The 17490-nt window shown below is 65.9% G+C and carries 12 protein-coding genes and 1 pseudogene; 8 read left to right on the top strand and 5 right to left on the bottom strand.

Features of this window, described 5'->3' with window-relative positions; all coding sequences use genetic code 11:
• Positions 1 to 194: 194 nt before the first annotated feature.
• The gene (locus ACZ1JS_RS06885) at positions 195 to 3566 is read left to right on the top strand and encodes a glycosyltransferase (RefSeq protein WP_465168299.1); all 3372 of its coding nucleotides are present in this window, start codon (positions 195 to 197) and stop codon (positions 3564 to 3566) included.
• A 46-nt stretch (positions 3567 to 3612) separates the two neighbouring features.
• Positions 3613 to 6714, top strand: coding sequence for a hybrid sensor histidine kinase/response regulator (locus ACZ1JS_RS06880; RefSeq protein WP_465168298.1), 3102 nt, complete (start codon positions 3613 to 3615; stop codon positions 6712 to 6714).
• Here ACZ1JS_RS06880 and ACZ1JS_RS06875 read toward each other — a convergent pair.
• A complete protein-coding gene (locus ACZ1JS_RS06875) occupies positions 6711 to 7877 on the bottom strand; it encodes a LacI family DNA-binding transcriptional regulator (RefSeq protein WP_465168297.1) in 1167 nt (388 codons plus the stop codon). The two genes, ACZ1JS_RS06880 and ACZ1JS_RS06875, sit on opposite strands and share 4 nt — an antisense overlap.
• Between ACZ1JS_RS06875 and ACZ1JS_RS06870 the strand changes: the two genes are divergently transcribed.
• The 3 genes from ACZ1JS_RS06870 to ACZ1JS_RS06860 are packed head-to-tail and all read left to right on the top strand — an operon-like array spanning position 7866 to position 10262.
• A complete protein-coding gene (locus ACZ1JS_RS06870; protein ID WP_465168296.1) occupies positions 7866 to 8264 on the top strand; it encodes a hypothetical protein in 399 nt (132 codons plus the stop codon). The two genes, ACZ1JS_RS06875 and ACZ1JS_RS06870, sit on opposite strands and share 12 nt — an antisense overlap.
• Entirely contained in the window at positions 8236 to 8919 is a 684-nt protein-coding gene (locus ACZ1JS_RS06865) for a winged helix-turn-helix domain-containing protein (protein ID WP_465168295.1), read from the top strand. The genes ACZ1JS_RS06870 and ACZ1JS_RS06865 overlap by 29 nt, the downstream gene beginning before the upstream one ends.
• Positions 8920 to 8960: 41 nt before the next feature.
• On the top strand, positions 8961 to 10262 hold the full coding sequence (locus tag ACZ1JS_RS06860) for a sensor histidine kinase (RefSeq protein ID WP_465168294.1): 1302 nt from the start codon (positions 8961 to 8963) through the stop codon (positions 10260 to 10262).
• 10 nt (positions 10263 to 10272) lie between these two features.
• Here the strand turns inward: ACZ1JS_RS06860 and ACZ1JS_RS06855 are convergent, their stop codons facing one another.
• Together ACZ1JS_RS06855 and ACZ1JS_RS06850 are read right to left on the bottom strand one after the other, a co-directional pair.
• On the bottom strand, positions 10273 to 13575 hold the full coding sequence (locus ACZ1JS_RS06855; RefSeq protein WP_465168293.1) for a glycosyltransferase: 3303 nt from the start codon (positions 13573 to 13575) through the stop codon (positions 10273 to 10275).
• Positions 13576 to 13884: 309 nt separating this feature from the next.
• A complete protein-coding gene (locus ACZ1JS_RS06850) occupies positions 13885 to 14232 on the bottom strand; it encodes an HIRAN domain-containing protein (protein ID WP_465168292.1) in 348 nt (115 codons plus the stop codon).
• Between the two features lie 41 nt (positions 14233 to 14273).
• On the opposite strand from ACZ1JS_RS06850, the gene ACZ1JS_RS06845 reads away from it, so the two are divergent.
• Genes ACZ1JS_RS06845 through ACZ1JS_RS06835 form a run of 3 tightly spaced genes read left to right on the top strand, consistent with a single transcriptional unit; the run spans position 14274 to position 14904 of the window.
• Positions 14274 to 14528 carry a YozE family protein gene (locus ACZ1JS_RS06845; RefSeq protein ID WP_465168291.1) on the top strand — a complete coding sequence of 85 codons (255 nt, stop codon included), beginning with the start codon at positions 14274 to 14276 and terminating at the stop codon, positions 14526 to 14528.
• Positions 14525 to 14695 (top strand): hypothetical protein, encoded by a 171-nt coding sequence (locus ACZ1JS_RS06840; protein ID WP_465168290.1) that lies wholly within the window; start codon positions 14525 to 14527, stop codon positions 14693 to 14695. The genes ACZ1JS_RS06845 and ACZ1JS_RS06840 overlap by 4 nt, the downstream gene beginning before the upstream one ends.
• Positions 14692 to 14904: a hypothetical protein gene (locus ACZ1JS_RS06835; RefSeq protein WP_465168289.1), complete on the top strand. Its 213-nt coding sequence runs from the start codon at positions 14692 to 14694 to the stop codon at positions 14902 to 14904. The genes ACZ1JS_RS06840 and ACZ1JS_RS06835 overlap by 4 nt, the downstream gene beginning before the upstream one ends.
• A 967-nt stretch (positions 14905 to 15871) precedes the next feature.
• Here ACZ1JS_RS06835 and ACZ1JS_RS06830 read toward each other — a convergent pair.
• Both ACZ1JS_RS06830 and ACZ1JS_RS06825 read right to left on the bottom strand, forming a co-directional pair.
• Positions 15872 to 16037, bottom strand: a pseudogene (locus ACZ1JS_RS06830) (DapH/DapD/GlmU-related protein); the annotation flags it as partial.
• A 304-nt stretch (positions 16038 to 16341) separates the two neighbouring features.
• On the bottom strand, positions 16342 to 17208 hold the full coding sequence (locus tag ACZ1JS_RS06825) for a hypothetical protein (protein WP_465168288.1): 867 nt from the start codon (positions 17206 to 17208) through the stop codon (positions 16342 to 16344).
• Positions 17209 to 17490 lie beyond the last annotated feature (282 nt).

Genomic DNA, 17490 nt, shown 5'->3' with positions numbered 1-17490 from the left:
CGTTCCTCTCCCCCTCTTCCCGCACGCCGTATCGGCGTCGCTTTGACGGCGTTGTGATAGCGTTGTCAGCACCGGCAAATCAATCCGTCCGCCCACTGAAGAGGCGCGTCGGCGACGGCGAGCAATATTTCGGTATTTAACCGCATTTTCGGTTTCGACCCCTATGCGCGACCTACCAGTTTTTGGGGGACGGCGTGACACATCCCATCTTCTACGATGCCAGCGGGCGACGTGCCCGGTGGGTGCGTTGGGGCGCGGCCTTGGCGGCCGTCGCGATATTGGGGATCTTTGCGCTGGTCGTATCGGCGTTGACGCGGATGCCGCAGCGTGCGGCGCTGGCGCTGCCCGAGGATGCCGCGCGTCCGCGCGCGATCGCCGCCGCACCGGTGAAGACCGCTCCCGGCCCGTGGTTGCCTGCGGGACAGGCGACGGCCCCGGCACGGCATCTGCCAGTGCTTGGCTTCTACATGCCGTGGGACGCGGCGTCGCGACAGTCGCTGCTCGCCCATGTGGACGAGATCGACTGGCTGGTGCCCGGCCTCGCATCGGTTTCGGGGCGCGATCATCGCTTCGCCTATGAAAGCGACGACTATCTCCACCGCGTGCTGGCACGGGCGAAGCGTCCACCCGCGCTGATCCCGATGGTGCAGAACGCGCGCGAGGACGGCAGCTGGGACGGAACCGGCACCGCCGCCTTGCTGGCCGATGTCGCTGCGCGTCGTCGGTTCGCGGCACAGATCGAGGCGATGGTCGCGGCCGAGGGGGGCACGGGCGTCATGCTCGACCTCGAAAGCCTGCCCGCGACCGCGCATGCCGATTACCGGCGGTTCCTGTCCGAACTGCGCACGCGCTTCGCCCGGCGCCATTGGCAGGTGATGATCGCCGCGCCGGTCGCCGACGCCGAATGGGACCTCGCCCGCTATGCCAGAGTCGTCGATCGACAGGTGCTGATGGCCTATGACGAACATTGGATGGGGGGCGAGGCGGGACCGATCGCGTCGCAGCCCTGGTTCGCGCAGGTCGTGGCCGACGCATTGCGCAGCGCCGGCCCCGGCGCGATCGTCGCGCTCGGCAACTATGGCTATGACTGGACCGGCCGCACGACCGTTCCGCTGAGCGTCGGCGATGCGTGGAACCTCGCGCGACAGGCCGGCACCGTCCCGCAATTCGACCGGGCGAGCGGCAACTGGCATTTCGCCTATCGCCAGAAGGGGCGCGACCATCGGGTCTGGCTGCTGGATGCGGTGACCGCCGCCAACCAGCTTCGTACCGCATCGTCGGCGGGTGCGCAGGCGGTGGCACTGTGGCGGATGGGCAGCGAGGATCCGCATTTCTGGACCGTCGCGCGGACCGGCTCCGCCGCCGGGAGCGAAAGCTTGCCGAAGCCCGCCGGGGTGACGCTGCTCGGGCAGGGGGAAGTCTTGCGACTGGATGCCGGCGCGACCGCCGGCCAACGCTCGCTGCGTCACGATGCCAGCGGCATGGTCCGCGCGGCGCAGGTCGATCGTCTGCCCGGGCCCGATATCGTGCAACGGACCGGCGCGCAGCGGCGCATGGTCGCGCTGACCTTCGACGACGGGCCCGATCCGGTGTGGACGCCGAAGATCCTCGACGTGCTGAAGCGCGAAGGCGCACCCGCCACCTTCTTCGTCACCGGCGCCAATGCGCTGGGGCAGGGGTCGATCCTGCGCCGGATCGTCGACGAGGGCAGCGAATTGGGCAACCACAGCACGTCGCACGCGAACCTGTCGCACCGCACGCCGGAGGCGATCCGACTGGAACTGACTGCGACCGAACGGCTGGTCGAGGCCTATACCGGCCGGGCGATGCGGCTGTTCCGTCCGCCGTTCCTCGGCGACGCCGATCCCGATCGCCGCGACGAACTGCACGCGACGCGCGTCGGGGCGAAACTCGGCTATCTGACGGTCGGCCTGAACGTCGATCCCCATGACTGGCAGACGCCGTCGCCCGAACAGATCGTCGCGCGGACGATCGAGCAGGTCGAGGCCGGCACCGTCGATCGCCCGACCCGCATCGTCCTGCTGCACGATTCAGGCGGTGACCGCAGCGGCACGGTGGCGGCGTTGCCCGGTATCATTCGCGGTCTGCGGGCGCGGGGCTATGAACTGGTCGGCGTGTCGCGGCTGGCCGGACTGTCGCGCGATCAGGTAATGCCGGTGCTGAAGGGGGTGCAGGCCAGCGAGGCGGCCAGCGCGCGCGGCCTGTTCGGCGGGGTCAGCCTGACCCGCGACCTGGTGATGACCGCGTTCCTACTGGTGATCGCGATCGGCATCGCGCGGTCGGTCACGCTGGCCGGGCTGGCGTTGCTCGCGTCGCGCCGGGACGGTCCGCCGCCCGCCGCGCCGCATCTGATCCCGACCTCGGTCTCGGTGCTGATCCCGGCGTTCAACGAGGCGCGGGTGATCGAGGCGTCGGTGCGCCGCATCCTCGGCAGCGTCGGCGTACGGATCGACGTCATCGTCATCGACGACGGATCGTCCGACGGCACGTCCGACATCGTGCAGGCGGCCTTCGGCATCGATCCGCGCGTGCGGCTGCTGACGCTGGAAAATGGCGGGAAGGCGCGCGCCCTCAACGCCGGGTTGCAGATCGCAAGGGGCGATGTGGTCGTCGCGCTCGACGCCGATACCCAGTTCGAACCCGATACCATCGCCCGGCTGCTGCGCTGGTTCGCCGATCCGGCAATCGGCGCCGTCGCCGGCAATGCGAAGGTCGGTAACCGCGTGAACCTCATCACCCGCTGGCAGGCGCTCGAATATATCACCGCGCAAAATCTGGAACGACGCGCGCTGCATGCGCTGGGCGCGGTGACGGTGGTGCCGGGTGCGGTGGGAGCGTGGCGACGCGCGGCGCTCGATGCGGTCGGCGGCTATCCCCACGATACGCTGGCCGAGGATCAGGATCTGACCATCGCCATCCAGCGTGCCGGCTGGCGGGTCGCGTGCGACATGGAGGCGATCGCATGGACCGAAGCGCCGGAGACGGCGCGGGCGCTGTTCCGCCAGCGCTATCGCTGGGCCTATGGTACGCTGCAATGCCTATGGAAGCATCGCGCGATCATCGGCCGGGGGCGGCCGCGCGGGCTGGCGATGCTGGGCTTGCCGCAGGCGCTGTTGTTCCAGCTGTTGTTCTCGCTTGCCGCACCGCTGATCGATATCGCTCTGCTCGCCAGCATCGTCACGACCGCGTGGCGGATCGGTGATCGTGGTTGGGATGCGGCGGGCGGCGATGCCGGCTGGGTCGCGCTGCACTGGGCTGCGTTCACCGGCATCGATCTGGCATGTAGCTGGGTTGCCTATCGTCTGGAAGGGCGTGGCGAACGGCTGCCGGTGCTTCGCATGCTGGCGCAGCGTTTCGGCTATCGACAGTTGCTCTATGCGGTCGTCCTGCGCGCGGTGACGGCGGCGCTGACCGGGCCGAAGGTCGGCTGGGGCAAGCTGGAGCGCAGCGGAAGCGTCACGACCCCCGACGATGCTTCGGTCGTGGCACCGATCGGGGCGCGGGCAACTCGACCGGCCGCAGCCGAAATAGCTGCCGCCGCATGATGCTGTGGCACTTGTTGACACACGCGGTGCGTTGCCGGAGACGTTCATGATGGCCGGACGACATACCAGCAACGTATCGCTAACGCCCGAACTCAAGGCGTTCATCGCCGAGGCGGTGGCGGGTGGCGACTATGCCAATGCCAGCGAGGTCGTCCGCGCCGGCTTGCGTGCGTTGCGCAACGGCGCGGCGGGACGCGGGGTGTTGGCCAAGGACTGGCCGGCGGCGGACGGGGAATGCGCCGCGCTGATCCGGACGCGAAACTGGGCCGACTTCCCGCTCGGAACGCCGGCCGACTGGCCGCCCGAAATGCGCGCGACGATCGCCAACATCGTCAATTCGCCGGTCGCCAAGATGCTGATGTGGGGATCGGACCACATCCTGTTCTACAACGACGCCTATCGCGCGATCGTCGGCGACCGCCATCCGCAGGTGTTCGCCACCCCGGTGAAGGAGGCATTCCCCGACCAGTGGGAGCATCATCGCACCGTCCTGCCGGCGGCACTGCGCGGGCGGAGCCAGTCGTTTCTCGACCGGACGACCGTTTTTTCGCGCGCAAACGGATCGGAAACGTTCACGCTCGACCTGCATTACACGCCGGTGGTCGACGGCCGCGGGGTAGCGGGCGGGGTGCTCTGCACGGTCGTCGACAATAGCGCACGCAAGGCGATCGAATCCCGACTGGCGGCCAGCGAGGCGGAACTGCGTCGCATCGCCGACGCCGTGCCGATGCTCGTATCCTATATCGACTCCGATCATCGCTACCGCTTCACCAATGCGCATTACGAACGCTGGTTCGGGGGCGAGCCGGATGCGATGGTCGGCCGCCATATCCGTGACGTGATCGGCGAGGAAATGTATCGCGATCGCCGGGTCGATATCGACAGGGCGTTGACCGGCGAACCGGTGGTCGGCGAAACGATATTGCACCATCAGGCACTCGGCCCCCGCGCGGTCGAGATCCGGTATGTTCCGCATCAGGACGATACCGGCGAGACGGTCGGTGCCTATATCCTGGGAATCGATATTACCGAACGCGCCCGCGACGCCGCCGCGATCAAGGCGAGCAACGCGCGCTTCCGCACCGCGATGCAGGCCGTGCACGGTGTGTTGTGGACCAACAGCGCGGATGGCCGGATGGTCGGCGAACAGCCCGGCTGGGCGGCGCTGACCGGTCAGTCGTACGACGAATATCAGGATTTCGGCTGGGCATCGGCGGTCCATCCCGACGATGCGCAGGGGTCGGTCGACGCGTGGAACATCGCGGTCGCCGCGCGAAGCATGTTCGTTCACGAACATCGCGTTCGGCGGCGCGACGGCGAATGGCGTACCTTCGCCATTCGCGCGCTGCCGATCCTCGATGGCGCGGGCGAGATCACCGAATGGGTCGGGGTCCATACCGACATCTCGCATCGCCGGGCGGCGGAGGCGGCGCTGCGCGAGCAGGCCGACGATCTCGCCCAGCAGGTCCGGCATCGCGAACGCGCCGAGGAACAGCTTCGCAGCCTCAACGAAACGCTCGAAAGCCGGGTCATCGCCGAAATCGCCGAACGCCGTCAGGCCGAGGCGCAACTGGCGCAGGCGCAGAAGATGGAGACCGTCGGCAAGCTGACCGGTGGCGTCGCGCATGATTTCAACAATCTGCTGCAGGTCGTCGGCGGCAACCTGCAATTGCTGGCCCGCGACGTAGTCGGCAACGCAAAGGCCGAACGCCGCGTCGAAAATGCCATGGCCGGCGTAGCGCGCGGCGCGCGGCTGGCCAGCCAGTTGCTCGCGTTCGGACGGCGACAGGCGCTGGAGCCGAAGGTGGTCAACGTCACCCGCTTCGTGCAGGGCATGGACGACATGCTGCGTCGCGCGATCGGCGAGGCGATCGAGATCGAGACCGTCTTTGCCGGCGGCCTGTGGAATACTTTCATCGATCCCGGCCAGATCGAGAATGCGCTGCTGAACCTCGCCATCAATGCCCGCGATGCAATGGATGGGCGCGGCAAGCTGACCATCGAACTGGCCAACGCGCATCTCGACGATGCCTATGCCCGTACGCACGAAGAGGTGGTGCCCGGACAATATGTGATGCTGGCGGTGACCGATACCGGCAGCGGCATGGCGCCCGACGTTGTCGAGCGCGTGTTCGAGCCGTTCTTCTCGACCAAGCCCGAGGGCAAGGGGTCGGGGCTGGGGCTGTCGATGGTGTACGGCTTCGTCAAACAGTCGGGCGGCCATGTGAAAATCTATTCGGAGATCGGGCACGGCACCTCGATCAAGCTGTACCTGCCGCGTGCGATGCAGTCCGAGGATATCGAGGTGCAGGTCGATAGCGGCCCGGTGCGCGGCGGGAGCGAGACGGTGCTGGTCGTCGAGGATGACGAGGAAGTCCGCGCCACCGTGGTCGAGATGCTCGGCGACCTTGGCTATCGCGTGCTCAAGGCGTCCGATGCCGCCAGCGGGCTGGCGGTGATCGAAAGCGGGGTGCCGATCGACCTGCTGTTCACCGATGTCGTCATGCCGGGTACGCTCAAAAGCCCCGAAATGGCCCGCAAGGCGCGCGAGCGGCTGCCCGGCATCGCGGTCCTGTTCACCAGCGGCTATACCGAGAATTCGATCGTCCATGGCGGGCGGCTCGACAAGGGTGTCGAGCTGTTGTCGAAACCCTATACGCGTGAGGCGCTGGCGCGGAAAATCCGCCACGTCCTGTCGAACCAGCAGCAGCGCAACCTCGCGACGTCGCCATCGTCCGATAGCCGGCCAGTCGCGATCACCACCCCGCCGACGCTGCGGCGTACGATCCTGCTGGTCGAGGATGACGGCCTGATCCGCATCAACAGCGCCGAAATGCTGGAGGAAGCCGGGTTCGTCGTGCTGGAAGCGGCCAGCGCGGAAGAGGCAATTACCGCGCTGCAGACCGCGCCGGTCGATATCCTGATTACCGACGTCAACCTGCCCGGCGCATCGGGTCGCGAACTGGCACAGCGTGCGCGTACGCTCCGCCCCGACGCGCTGGTCATCTTCGCGACCGGCGATCCCGGGGCGGTCGCCGACGAAGCCGGCGCGACCGTCCTGGCCAAACCCTATGCCCGTGGCGCGTTGCTGGCAGCGGTACGCAAGGGCGACGTGGCGCGGACCGTGGTCGAAAAGCCGGAAGCCTAGGCGTCCGGTGCGACCGTTACCGAGTCGCGTTCGATAAGGTGATGTTCGTGCTCGACGCTGGCCGGCACCTGCGCGCCGCCCAGTTGATCGAGCAGCAGCGTCGTCGCGCTGACCGCCATGTCGAACACCGGCTGGCGCATCGTCGTGATCCGGGGCCAGGTGATGCGGGCGATCTCCGAATCGTCGAACCCGACGATCGACAGCTTGCCGGGCACGTCGATCCCCGCCTCGCGCGCAGCCATTAGCGCGCCGACCGCCATGTCGTCATTCTGCGCGAGGATCGCGGTCGGCCGGTCGCGACGCGCGAGCAGGGTCTGCGCCGCCGCGAAGCCGGAATCGAAGGTGAACAGCCCGTCGATCACCAGGTCGGGGTCGATCGGCTGCCCTGCCGCCGCGAACGCCTGCTGATAGCCGGTCATCCGCGCCTCGGCGGCGGCGTGGGTCGGGTCGCCCTTGATGATGCCGATGCGCCGGTGCCCCTGGTTCAGCACCAGCGCCGCCACTTCGCAGGCGGCGACGACATCGTCGACGACCACGCCCGGCGTCAGCTCGGGCCAGCGGGTCGGCGCGATCCGTGCGAACGGCATGCCGATCGCGGTCAGTTCGTCGAGGATGCGGCGGCTGTCCGACGCCGGCGGGGCCAGCACGACGCCGTCGACCGCCGCCGATCGCAGCAGTCCGACGACCTCGTCGGCATGGTCGGTCACCGATCGGACCGGCAGCACGACCAGCCGGTATCGTTCGCCGCGCAGCCGGTCGAGCACGCCCATCTGCAGGTCGACGACATAGCTGGGCGAGGGGTTTTCATAGACCAGCCCGATCAGGTGCGACCGCTGCCGCGCCAGACCCTGCGCCATGATATTGGGGTGATAGTCGAGCGTGCGGACCGCTTCGCGCACCCGGTCGCGCACCGCATCGGTGACGTGCGGCTCGCCGTTCAACACGCGCGAGACGGTCTTGGTCGAAACGCCTGCATGGCGGGCGACGTCGACGATGGTGATGCGCCGCGGCGGACGCGATCGGGCTGGTTGCATATCCGCATCACCGCCACGCCCCCGCGCCCATGTCAATCGCAACATGACCGGGTCTTCATCCGCCGCCCATCGTCCGGTCGGCGCGTCGCGCGCATGGTGGCGGGCGAGGAGGCGCAGATGCCGGTTCACGACGCACCCCGTTTCGGTCCGGCCCGCGGCACGGCGCTGGTTGCGGTGGCGGCCGTCGCCTTGCTGGCAGTGGGCTGGTGTGGGGCATTTGCCGATGCGGACGGTGTCGCTGCCGATGGTGCGACGCTGGCGCCGCAAGCCGCGTCGGACGGATGGATCGTCACCAGCCTGCGCACCGATGGCGCGGCGGCCCGGTCGGGCCTGCACGTCGGGGACGTGATCGACGCCGTCGGCGACCATGCGCCCGGCATCGCCGACTTTCCCGACCATGCGACCGGTCCGGTGTTGCTGCACGTCGCGGAAAGGGGTGACGTCGGTGCCCACTCGCTGATATTGCGGGCGGCGGAGGTGGCGTCACGTGAAGATCCTGATCGTCGAGGACGATGAAGAAACCGCAGCCTATATCGCCAAGGGGCTGACCGAAGCCGGCTTCGTCGTCGATCGCGCCGCCAATGGCCGCGACGGGCTGTTCCACGCGATCGACGGCGGCTACGACTGTATCGTCATGGACCGGATGCTGCCGCAGATGGACGGCATGGCGACGATCGCCGCGATGCGCGCGGCGGGCGTGACGACGCCGGTCCTGATCCTGTCGGCGATGGGGACGCCCGACGACCGTGTCGCGGGACTGACCCAGGGGGCCGACGATTATCTGACCAAGCCGTTCGTCTTCGCCGAATTGCTGGCGCGGGTGCGGCTGCTGACCCGGCGGCAGCCTGCGGGCGGCCCGGCGGCGGAGACGGTGCTGACCTGCGACGATCTGGAGATGGACCTGTTGGCGCGACGGGTGCGGCGCGGCACGCGGGTCATCGACCTGCAACCACGCGAGTTCCGTCTGCTCGAATATCTGATGCGCCACGCCGGACAGGTCGTCACCCGCACGATGTTGCTGGAGGGCGTCTGGGATTATCATTTCGATCCCGGCAGCAACGTGACCGACGTCCATATCAGCCGCCTGCGCCGCAAGATCGACGATGGCGAGGAGCGCCGACTGCTCCATACGGTACGCGGCTCGGGTTATAAGCTGGGGGTCGAGCCCTGAAGCTGCTGACCCGGTCGGCGACGCTGCGCTTCGCGGCGCTGGTGTTTGCATTGCAGCTGGCGGGGGCGGCGGTGACGTTGCTGACCGTCCGGACCGTGACCGAAACCCGACTGACCGCCAGCGCGACCGACGAGGCACAGCGGCTGCGCGCGACGCTGCTGGAGGCATGGGCGGCCGGGGGCGTCGCGGGTTTGCGCAAGGCTGCCGAAGCGCGGCTCGATCGCAGCGACCGGCCGCAATCGGTGGTGCTGGTGTCGGCGCGCGACGGTACGACGCTGGCCGGCAATGTCGGTGCCTGGCCCCCCAATGTGACGCCCGGCCCACCGGCCACGATCGAGCTGTTCCGCATCCGCCGCGACCGTCCCGAATCGATGCGCGTGATCGGCACGGTCCTGCCCGACGGCACGCGCCTGTTGACCGGTCACGTCATCGAGGGCGAGCGCGCGTTCGTCGGTGCCATGGAGATGGCGATGGTCGCCGCCATGCTGGTCGCGCTGGTGCTGGCGGGGCTGGCCGGGTGGGTCGCGGCCCAGATTATCGCGCGGCGGCTGCGACGCACGGTCGATACCGTCGCGGCGGTCGCCGGCGGCGATCTCGATCGGCGCGTCCCGCTGGAGGGCGGTGGCGATGCGTTCGAAGATCTTGGGCGATCGGTGAATGCCATGCTCGACCGGATCGCGTCACTGGTCGGCGAATTGAAGATGGCGACCGATGCGCTGGCACACGACCTGCGCTCCCCGCTCACCCGGCTGCGCGCGACGCTGGAACGCGCATTGGCAGCGGCGGATAGTGAAGATGCCAGGGTCGCCGTCCTGCGGGGAATGGAGGAGGGCGAGCGGTTGCTCGGCATGCTCGATACCGCGCTGCGCATTACCCGGGCCGAGGCGGGGATCGGTCGCGACGCCTTCACCACGACCGATCTGACCGAATTGCTGGCCGACCTCGCCGACCTGTTCGAACCGCTGGCGGAGGACCGCGGGCTGGCGATCGCGGTCACGCCGTCCGCCCCGGTGATCGCCAGCGTCCACCGCGAGATGATCGGACAAGCGGTGTCAAATCTGATCGATAACGCGCTGAAATATGGCGCAGGAACGATCCGGCTGGCGATAGAGGACAAGGGCGGCGGAGTCGCGATCATCGTCGGCGACGACGGACCCGGCATCCCGGCGGATCGCCGGGCAACGGCGCTGCAACGCTTCGGCCGGCTCGATCCGTCGCGGCACGAAAGCGGCGCGGGCCTGGGCCTGTCGCTGGTCGCTGCGGTCGCCCGGCTGCACGGCGGGACGATCGAACTCGCCGACAATCATCCCGGACTGGTCGTCCGGCTGACCTTTCCCCGCTGATCGTCCGGCATCAGGCCGCTGCCTGCACGCTGCCGGTCCGCTCCAGCTTGCCCCATCCGACCACGAACCCGCCGACCGCCGAAGCGATCGCGCGCAGCACGACCCAATACATGATCTGACGATAGACCAGCCGCTGCGCGACCAGCAGATGCGCGGGATAGCGTGCCTTGTTCCCGTCGAGCCGATACGCGACCCAGCCGCACGCCACGTCGATCGCGGTGAAGCACAGCCAGTACAGCCCCATTTGCGACACGTCGCCGCTGGTCTGCGCCCAGCCATGCTGCGCGACCCGCACCGCCGTACCGACGATCGACAGCAGCAGCGCCAGGTCGATCAGCGGCGAGATTGCGGCAAAGGCGATCTGGAACAGCCATGCCTGCGGCAGCCCGATCCGCGCCAGACCCGCCGGCCTGCCGCTGCGCAGGATCGCGCGATGCTTCCACAGGCATTGCAGCGTCCCGAACGCCCAGCGATAGCGCTGCTTCGCCAGTGCCTTGAACGTCTCGGGCGCTTCGGTCCACGCGATGGCATTCGGATCATAGGTCACGCGCCAACCGGCCCGCTGTATCGCGATGGTCAGGTCCTGATCCTCGGCCAGCGTATCCTCCGGATAGCCGTTGACCGCGTCCAGCGCCGCCCGCCGCCATGCGCCGACCGCGCCCGGCACCACCGTCATCGCATCGAACCCGGCCAGTGCGCGGCGTTCCAGATTCTGCGCGGTGATATATTCTACCGCCTGCCAACGGGTGACCAGATTGACTCGGTTGCCGACGCGCGCATCGCCCGCCACCGCGCCCAACGCCGGGTCTTCGAACCAGCGTGCCAGCCGCGCGATCGTCGTCGGCTCGAACTGGGTATCGGCGTCCAGCGCGATGATGATCTCGCCATCGGCCTTTAGCAACGCGCGGTTGAGCGCTGCCGCCTTGCCGCCATTGACCAGCGTCAGCAGCGTGACGCGCGGGTCGGCATCGAACCGGGCACGGACTACCGCGCTCGTTCCGTCCTTCGATCCGTCATCGGCGACGATTACCTGCAATCCCGGATAGTCGCTCGCCAGGACCCGCGCGACCGAATCGGCGATCACCCGTTCCTCGTTATAGGCGGGGATGATGACCGTGACGCTCGGCTGGAACACCGGCGGCGTCGGCCGTTCGCGCCGCGACTGGAACCATGCCAGCGCGGCCAACAGCACCGCCCGCGCCATGCCGAGCGCGATGGCGAGGTAGAACAGCCATGCCAGCAGAACCGAGATCGCCGCGATGACGATGAAGATCGCGACGTCGGTCCGCACCGCCGCCAGATCGCGCCCGGTCACCGCCGGCATCGCGACCGCGCGCGGTACCCCGACCAGCGCGGACGCGGTGACGAAATGATAGCCCTTCGCCTTCAGCACAGCGATGATCTGCGGCAGCGCCGCCACCGTCTGCGCCCGGTCGCCGCCGCCATCGTGGAGCAGCACGACGTTGCGCGAACTGTCGGCGCTGGCACCCTCGACCTGATCGACCACCTGCCGAACGATGGCGTCGGTGCCCGGCCGTTGCCAGTCATTGGGATCGACGTGCAGCCCGACCACCGTATAGCCCAAATCCTGCGCGAGCAGCGCCGGCGCGATCTCGTCCATCGTCGTCGGTTCGGCATCCCCGAAATAGGGGGCACGGAACAGCGTCGTCGACCGTCCGGTATAGGCTTCGATCAGCCGCTGCGTGGCGTTCAGTTCCAGCGTCGTCGTCCGCTCGCCCGTCGTCGCCAGATTGGGGTGGGTATAGCTGTGGTTGCCGATCTCGTCGCCATCGCGGATGATCCGCTGCAACAGCCCGGGATGCTCGATCGCATTCTCGCCGACCACGAAGAAGGTCGCCGGGACATGCGCCGCCTCCAGCGCGTCTAGGATTGGCGGCGTCCATGTCGCGTCCGGCCCGTCGTCGAAGGTCAGCGCGATCGCCTTCGGATCGGCCGCCCCGGTTCGTTGCACGACATAAGGTGTCGGCAGCGCGACATAGGCTTCGTCGGCGATCATGCCGTTACGGTCGAAGCTGACGCTACGCGCGCCCGGCGTCGGCCGTGCGGTGATGCGCAGCACCTCTCCGCTGCCCTCGACATCGACGTTCAGCGCCGATTGCAACCGGGTGATACGCGGCACGCGATTGACGGTGCGATAGGCGGTCAGGTCGTTCCAGAAACCGGCATCCTCGCTGCCCAGCCGCCACATCGCGACCGCATCGATGCCAAGCCGGCGCAGCGCCGCCATCTGGTTCCAGCTCGTCGACGCATCCAGCATCCACACCTGATGCCGGCTGCCCCGTTCGTCCTGATAGGCGAAACCGGCATTGCCGCTCGCGCGGTCGAACCCGATCGCCGCCGCCGAATCATGCGCGGCCAGCCACGCCTCCTCGATCGACAACGCGTCGGCACTGCCGTCGTGCCAGTCATAGGCATAGCTGCCGAGCGCCACGACCAGCTTGTTGCGACCGACCTGTTGCAACGCGCTTTCGACCTGCCCGACGAACCATGGTTGCGACGCGATCGGCCCGGCCGATCCGCTCTCCCAATGTTCGTCATAGACCATCAGAATGACGCGATCGGTGGCGCGCGCCACGTCGGCCAGCCGCCAGTCGGGATCGCCCGCCGGCGCCGTCACCGCCAGCACCGCGTCCTTGGGCAGTGCCGCGTTCAGCTGCGCGAGGAACGCCGGATAGCGGGCGACGGCGGCGGCGGGCAGGCTTTCATAGTCCATTACCAGACCGGCGGCATGGCGCGCACGGACATAGCCTGCCAGTTGCGCGATCAGCGCCGCGCGCGCCGCCGGATCGGCCAGCATCTTCGCCGCACCGGCACCGTCCCAGTCGGAATCGGTCAGGTTCTGCACCATCGGCAACAGCTTGGGTGCGTGACGGGCACCGGCCAGCACCTGTTCCAGTCGCGGATCGTCGGTCGCCCGCATCTGCGTCCCCACGACGCTGACGAACGCCGGCACCACCCAGTCGAGCGTATCGAGATGGCGTTGCAGCGACGCGATCCCGCCCGCCGTATCGGGGGCATAGAAACCGATCGTCAGCGGCGTGCCGCCGACCTTGGGCGAACTGGTGCGCGGCAACCAGCGGCCGTGCCGCGCGGTCTTGTCGACGCGTGGGGCAAATGCCTCGCCATGTCGGCGGGCGAAGGGCAGGGGGATGCCCAGCGTCCGCGGCGTGGCGACCAGCGTCGTCGCAAAGGCGATCGCCGCCGCGATCACGGCGAGAATCAGCAAAGCGACCCCGCGCCGTGCCCAGACACTCCGGCGGCCGGTAGGATCGAAGAAGATTGGCTTGCTCACACGGTCGACCCTGGCTGCACCGACCGAACACTACGGTCATCGACCGCCGCCTAGTCGAACGGGTCGGGCGGGGCGGTGAGCGCGCGATGAACTTTTGGTCATGGCGCACGGCGCGGAGGCACGTATGGCCTGCCGCGAAAGCGTCACGCACTATATCTATCGTGATGGAAGGAAGTGGCGGAGAGGGAGCCCGCCGTAACTACGCCATTTTATGGCGGAAAACCGCCATTCCTCTAACGCACTAGTGGGGCAATACCCCGACCGATACCCCCAAAATAATTTAGCCTTCCCACCCCCTCATTTGAACCGTCATGGCAGTTCCGGTTCCTCACCGTCCATGTTCAGACGCATGACGAGGCCGAGCGGAGAACCGGGCAGGGCGGCACCCTTCACGCGCTCCACAATCGCGTTGACCGGCTGGCCGCGATCCATCTTGCTCCCGATCCAGATTGCGCGGACCCGCGCCAGATAGCCGACCCGGACACCGCGGCTGGTGAAGATCGCGACCGCCATCGGGTCGTGTTCGTTCAGCGGTTCGCGGATCAGGTGCAACTCATCACCGGGGGTCAGCAGCGCCAGTTCGGCTTGCCGGCTGGTGCCGTCCTCGTTGTCGTGCCGCTCTCCGCAAGCCGGTAACCGAAAGTCATTCCACCCCATACGCCTCGACTCGACATTAGAACAAACCCGGAACATAATCGATGGCGGATGACGATTCGGTCAAGCGGAGGAATGACATGCAAACCGAAACGGATGCGTTTGGTACGTGGATGCTCAAGCAGTCCGATGCGCGTGGGGCGCTGGGCGATCTCATCGCAGCAGCGGCGAAGGACCGGGCATTCCCTCGCAACGGCACCGCTGACGACGTGCGCCGCTACCTGTCGAAGAACATGGCCCCCGGCGATATGATCGACGCGGTCGATGACGCCGAGGCAGACTGGCGGAACGTCCAATGACCGCGTGGGAACAGGCGTTCGAACTGCTGTCGACCGCGTGCCTCGGCCGGGCAGCGCAGATCGTCACGACCGGCGCGCACGCATCGAAGGATCGTCACGAATTGGCGCATTGGCAGCGGCTGGCCGACTGCCTCAACGCCATCCATGAGAACAGGACGCTGCAATGACCGACGATATCAATGTCGCTGTTATGCCGATGCGCGGGTTTGTGATCGGACGGCAGCATTGCCGCCAGCCGGGCGACGACTTTCGCCTGATATGCCTGCTCGATCACGGGCACGAAGGCGCCCATCGGTTTGTGCCGTGGGAAGGCTGCTTGGTCCGGGTGCCGTTCGGGGAGGGCACCGTGCCGTTCCACGGGTTCGCGAACGGTTGAATCTCTGGAACCTTAGCGTTGGAGTATCAACCCAGCGATTGTATGGGTGCATTACGCGCCGTGCCGGCGCCCGCAACGCAAGAGGGGGTAGCGTGAACTGGCCTTTTATAAGTCGACGACGCCACGAAGATGCGCTGCTGGACGCTGAGCGTCGAGTCAACCAGCTTGACCGGGCCGCCCGCACGTACCTTGCGGAACGGGACGAACTGAAGGAACTTGTTGCAAGACTTCAAAACGAAGCGCGGGATCGCGTATGATAACGATAGTTGGCGTAGTCATAACCGTAGGCAACATCCTAATGACCTATGGCGTTGTGCTTCTTCTCAGGATCGATGATCCAGATTTTGGGGGCTCGAGCGAGCGGCTGCTTGCGCGGAGCGTTCCAGGAGTTGTTTGGACGGTCCTCGGGTCGGCCGTGACATGCGCGCCATTGCTTTTTCCGTCTGTAGCGTGATGGCGGCTAAGGCAAAAAGAACCTCGCTGATAACGGAAGCGGAGATCGCTGAAGTCATTTTGCGCTCGGAAAATTTGGAAATTAGCACCGCCGAAGCGAGGCAACTTGCACGAGCGATACTGCGCGCTTGCGGCTCGTTACTACTGAGTGACGACGATGCTCGCGAGTTGTTGCGTTCCGAAATGGAGAAAGCTGGCGGACTGGTTTGTTGGGCTAAGGCAAACGAGATCCCTGTAAGCCGCGTAAGTGAATTTAATACAGGACGCCGTCCGGCATCGCCAACGATACTGGTCGCATTGGGCCTATGCCGAACGATCGCACCTCTTAGCCTGTTGCCTCTTTCGTCGACCTAGCGTTCCATCGGGCTATGATGCGCGGCCATTTCCGGCGGTTGCAAATGCTTTAGAGTTTGCAAGAACGATATTGGATCGGAAGCCCGCGCAGCTTCTGCAGGCAGGTTCTGACCGTAACGCCACCATCCAGAATTTCGTAGGTCGTCCGCAAAGCTTTTCCCGAAGCGATAACGAAGTAGACGAGCGGGTACACCTGCGACGATTGCGTACGGCTCTACGTCTTTCGTCACGACAGCGCCCCCGCCGATGCACGCGCCGTCACCAATCGTGACGCCGGCCACGATAACGGCATTGTCACCGATCCAAACATCGTTTCCAATGATGGTTTGGGGATCGGAGTCAAAGTCGGGCCGAGCGAAATCAGGATGTGAACTGAAGCTTCCTATATCGTGCTTCGCAGCGCCGATCGAGCAGCGGCGGCCAATCGAGCAGAATCTTCCGATCGTAACGTTTCGCAGCAGTGTGTCGCTTGCATAGGACCGATAGCCCACAACGACTTTACCGATGAAAATGCAGGATTTAAATCGACTTTGCTTTCCACAAGAACGTTCGTTCGTACCTGCGGACGTCCTGCAACCATGCGTTTCAATCGACTAATTATGCCCTTTAGCATACGCCGCCCTCGCCGTTTTAGTCTCTCAACCTAACCCGTTCGTCCAAGCCGTTTGGTCGGCCAAACTCAAGCCAAAGAGCGCGTATCTGCCTATCATTCGCTCCATCCCAATTTGTGTGAATGAGCCCGCTTTCTTGGCTGCCTTCAGTGTACAACAAATTGTTCGTGTTCTGCCCGACTTTCACGTGCATGGTACCGGCTAAGCGGGCCATCCAGTAGAACCAGAGATCGTCGGCGGTTGGCGCGAGGCGTTTCGCAGTTTCGATGTCTGTTGCGCGCGGGTCGAGAGAATGCGGAGGATACAGGACGCCGCCAACGCCGGTAGGCATCAAGTCGGCGGAAGGGCGTCGTGCTAAGTCATCGATAGCATTAAACTTCCACGACGGATACGGAAGTAGGTAACCGTCGTGTGAGAAGCTTACGCGGTGGTTGCGCATACAGACTATGGCGTCCGGGTTTACGACCCGACCTTCAACAAGCTGCTTAACAAGATTAGACGGGTAAATTACGTCATCATCAACCGTGATAATATAGGCGTCTGGGTAGTCAATAAGGGCATGAATAAGCTTGTCGTACGACCGGTTGTCGTCGCGCCATTCGATCAAGAACTTATCGGACACCAAGCTGGAAACGGACGCGGGTAACTGCGCTTCCTCGCCTTTCTTCAAATACAGCACGACGCGATCCGCCGGCATAGTCTGGAATAGTAGGCTTTGAATGACTTGATGAAGCGTTGCGAACCTCGGCGCGAATGACGTTAGGCTCACAACAACTTCCGACGGCAATGGATGGCGTTCGACGCCGGAGGCTTGTTTCGCAACCTCAAGCGCCTTCGCAATCTTGCGGCGTTTCTCAATCTTACGCTTTTGTTCAGTAAGCCACATAAAAAGGCTCCATTGGCAGACCTGCAACTTTAGTCTGTCAAGCAGTTGCTGGCCGTTGCGGTTCGGACTTCGTAAATTTTGGGGCGGTGAACAATATCTTCACGGCTGCAAACCTTTCAGATGCAACGGATAGCGCTAATCCGACCCCTAGAGCCGCAACGATGCTTAAAAGCGCGACAGCGTTGGCATTCTTGACGCCCAAGCTAACCGCAAATCGCACCGCTAGTCCGGTGCCCGTAGAGATTACCGTCATCGCCACCCCCCATGCGCATCAGACGCAAA

The sequence above is a fragment of the Sphingomonas sp. BL-S-05 genome, from assembly GCF_055521695.1.
Note: the sequence above shows the minus strand (reverse complement) of the source record. Positions and strands in the feature narration are given on the sequence as shown.